Source organism: Roseomonas sp. GC11 (assembly GCF_024437745.1).
GTDB lineage: Bacteria > Pseudomonadota > Alphaproteobacteria > Acetobacterales > Acetobacteraceae > Pseudoroseomonas.
In genome coordinates this window covers 1-2,846 of sequence record NZ_JANFNY010000172.1, presented here as the reverse complement: position 1 = coordinate 2,846, position 2,846 = coordinate 1, and the positions used below count along the sequence as shown (strand labels likewise).

Here is a 2,846-nt window from a genome sequence, read left to right as displayed (position 1 = left end):
GCGGCGGGGTGGCCACCGCCGGGGCGGGGGCCGCCCCTGGCGGGCGGCGGAACAGGATGGCGTGGTGCGGCGCCGCGCGGCCGGCGCCCGGTTCCGCGCCGTGCTCCGTGTCGCGGGCGGCGCTCAATACACCATCTCCTCGGCCTTGCCGCCCTCAGCCAGGCGGATCTCGCCCTGCTGCGCCAGCTCCTTGGCCAGGGCGACCATGGCCATCTGCGCCTCCTCCACATCGCGCAGCCGGGTGGGGCCGAGGGCGGCGATATCGTCGCGCAGCATGCGGCCCGCGCGCTCGGACATGCTCTTGTAGAACTGGTCGCGCAGCGTCTCGGAGGCGCCCTTCAGCGCGATGGCCAGCCGGTCCTTCTCCACCGCGCGCAGCAGCACCTGCATGCCCTGCGCGTCGAGCCGCCGGAGATCCTCGAAGGTGAACATCAGCGAGCGGATGCGCGCGGCGGAATCCGCCGCCATCTCCTCCAGCGCGCCCATGATGCGCGCCTCCGCCCCGCGGTCGAGGTTGTTCATGATCTCCGCCATGACCTCATGCGTGTCGCGGCGGGCGGAGCGCGCGAGGTTCGACATGAACTCCGCCTTCAGCGTGCGCTCGACGCCCTCCAGCGCCTCCGCCTGCGGGCTTTCCATCCGCAGCATGCGCATGACGACCTCCATGGCGAAGCCATCGGGCAGCAGCGCCAGCACGCGCGCCGCGTGGTCGGGCTTCACCTTGGTCAGCACCACGGCGACGGTCTGCGGGTATTCGTTCTTCAGGTAGTTGGCGAGCACGGCCTCGTTCACATTGCCGAGCTTCTCCCACATGGTGCGCCCGGCGGGGCCGCGCAGTTCCTCCATGATCTGGGTGACCCGCTCGCGCGGGAGGGAGCGCAGCAGCAGCCGCTCCGTCGTCTCCCAGCTGCCGATCAGCGCGCCGGCCTGGCCGATCTCCTCGGCGAATTCGCGGCACAGCGCCTCCACCGCCTCCGCCGGCACGGCGCCGAGCTGCGCCATGGCGGCGGAGACATCGCGCACCTCGTCATCATGCATGCGGCCGAGGATGCGGCCGGCGCGCTCCTCGCCCAGCGCCAGCATCAGCGTCGCCGCCTTCTGCGGGCCGCTCAGGCCGCTGGCGCGGCGGGCCGCGCGCGTCGTCGTCATGCTCATGCCTTGGCCTCATCGGGGGAGAGCCAGCGCCGCACCACGGCCAGCGTCTCCTCGGGGTATTTCTCGACCAGATCGGCCAGGCTGTTGATGCTGGAGACGCGGATCTGGCCGCTCACCATCGCCAGGTCGATCATCGCCTGGTCCTCCTCCGGCAGGGCGCCGGCCGCGAGGCCCGCGGCCCCGGCGCCCTCCGGTGCCGGCAGCGCGCCCGCGCTGGCCCCGGCCATGCCGGGGGCCGCCAGCGCCGCCTCCGCCCCCGCCAGCAGCCCGGCCGGCGGGCGCGGCGCCATGCCCGCCACCAGCCGCTTCGCCACCGGCCGCCCCACCAGCAGCACCGCCAGCAGCGCGACGATGGCGTAGATGCCGCTCTCCAGCAGCCGTGCCGTCAGCGTGGGCGTCAGCGCCGGCAGGCCGAGCGGGCCGCGCGCCACCTCGCCATCGCTGCCCGCCCCCGGATCGACGAAGCGCATCGAGGCCACTTCCAGCCGGTCCCCCCGCGCCTCGCTGAAGCCGATGGCGCCGCGCACCAGCGCGGTGATGCGCTCCATCTCCTGCGCCGTGCGCTCGCGGAAGCGCGGCGGCGCGCCATTCTCCCCCGCCTCCCACACGCCATCGACCAGCACGGCCACCGAGACGCGCCGCACCACCGGCTGCTCGCGCAGCGTGTTGCGCGTGGTGCGGCCGATCTCGAAATTCGTCGTCTCCTCCTGCCGCGCCTCCTGGCTCTGCGGCCCGCCATTCTGCTGGGCCGGCGGCGCGCCGGGCAGCTGGTTGGCGACGCTGACATTCTGCGCCTCGCCGTTGCGGCTGCTCTCATTGGTGGAGGACTGGCTGCGCGCCACCTGGTTCTCGGGGTCGAAGCGCTCCTCGGTGGTCTGGACGCGGTCGTGGTCCATCTCCAGCGTGGCTTCGGCGCGCACGCGGCCGGGGCCGAGGATGCGCTCCAGCATCTCCTCGATGCTGCGCGCCATGCGCAGCTCCTGGCCGCGCCGCAGCTCCTCCTGGGTCTGCACGAGGCCGGTGGCGCCGGCCTGCCCGGCGCGCGAGAGCAATTCACCCCGGTTGTCCACCACGGCGATGTTCTGCGGCTTCAGCCCCGGCACGGCGGCGGCGACGAGGTGCAGCACCGCCTGCACCCCCTCGCGGTCCAGCCGGCTGATGCCGCGCATCTGCAGCACCACGCTGGCCTGCGCCTCGCCCCGCTCGCGCGAGAAAGGCTCGCGCCGCGGCAGCACGAGGTGGACGCGCGCGGCGGAGACACCCTCCAGGCCGCGGATGCTGCGCGCCAGCTCGCCCTCCAGCGCGCGCAGGCGGTTGATGTCCTGCTGGAAGGGCGTCGTCGTCAGGCCGCTCTGGCGGTCGAAAATCTCGTAGCCGACACTGCCGCCGGAGGGCATGCCCTCCCGCGCCAGGGAGAGGCGCAGGCGCGGGATCTGCTCCTCGGGCACCAGGATCTCGGTGCCGCTGCGGCCCAGGCTGTAGGGCACGCGCGCCCGCTCCAGCGCGGCGACGATCTGCGCCGCGTCGCGCTGGTCGAGATCGCCATAGAGCAGCCCCATCGGCGTGCTGGCGGTGCGGAAGGTGAGGAAGCCGATCAGCCCCAGGGTGAGCAGCGCGGTGAGGCCGAGCGCCGCCAGCCGCGCCGGGCCGAAGGCGCGCAGCGAATCGAGCACGCGGCCGAGGCCGCCGGC

The 2,846-nt window shown here is 74.0% G+C and carries 2 protein-coding genes; both read right to left on the bottom strand.

Going from position 1 to position 2,846, the window contains the following annotated elements:
• Positions 1 to 123: 123 nt before the first annotated feature.
• Positions 124 to 1,155 (bottom strand): flagellar motor switch protein FliG, encoded by a 1,032-nt coding sequence (gene fliG, locus NON00_RS24335; RefSeq protein ID WP_256025384.1) that lies wholly within the window; start codon positions 1,153 to 1,155, stop codon positions 124 to 126.
• A partial coding sequence (gene fliF, locus NON00_RS24330; protein ID WP_370688767.1) for a flagellar basal-body MS-ring/collar protein FliF occupies positions 1,152 to 2,846 on the bottom strand: 1,695 nt, incomplete at its 5' end. The genes fliF and fliG, both read right to left, overlap by 4 nt.

What these genes read in the sequence shown, in the direction of transcription:
- fliG (WP_256025384.1), bottom strand. Translation starts at nt 1,155, where the DNA reads ATGAGCATGACGACGACGCGCGCGGCCCGCCGCGCCAGCGGCCTGAGC.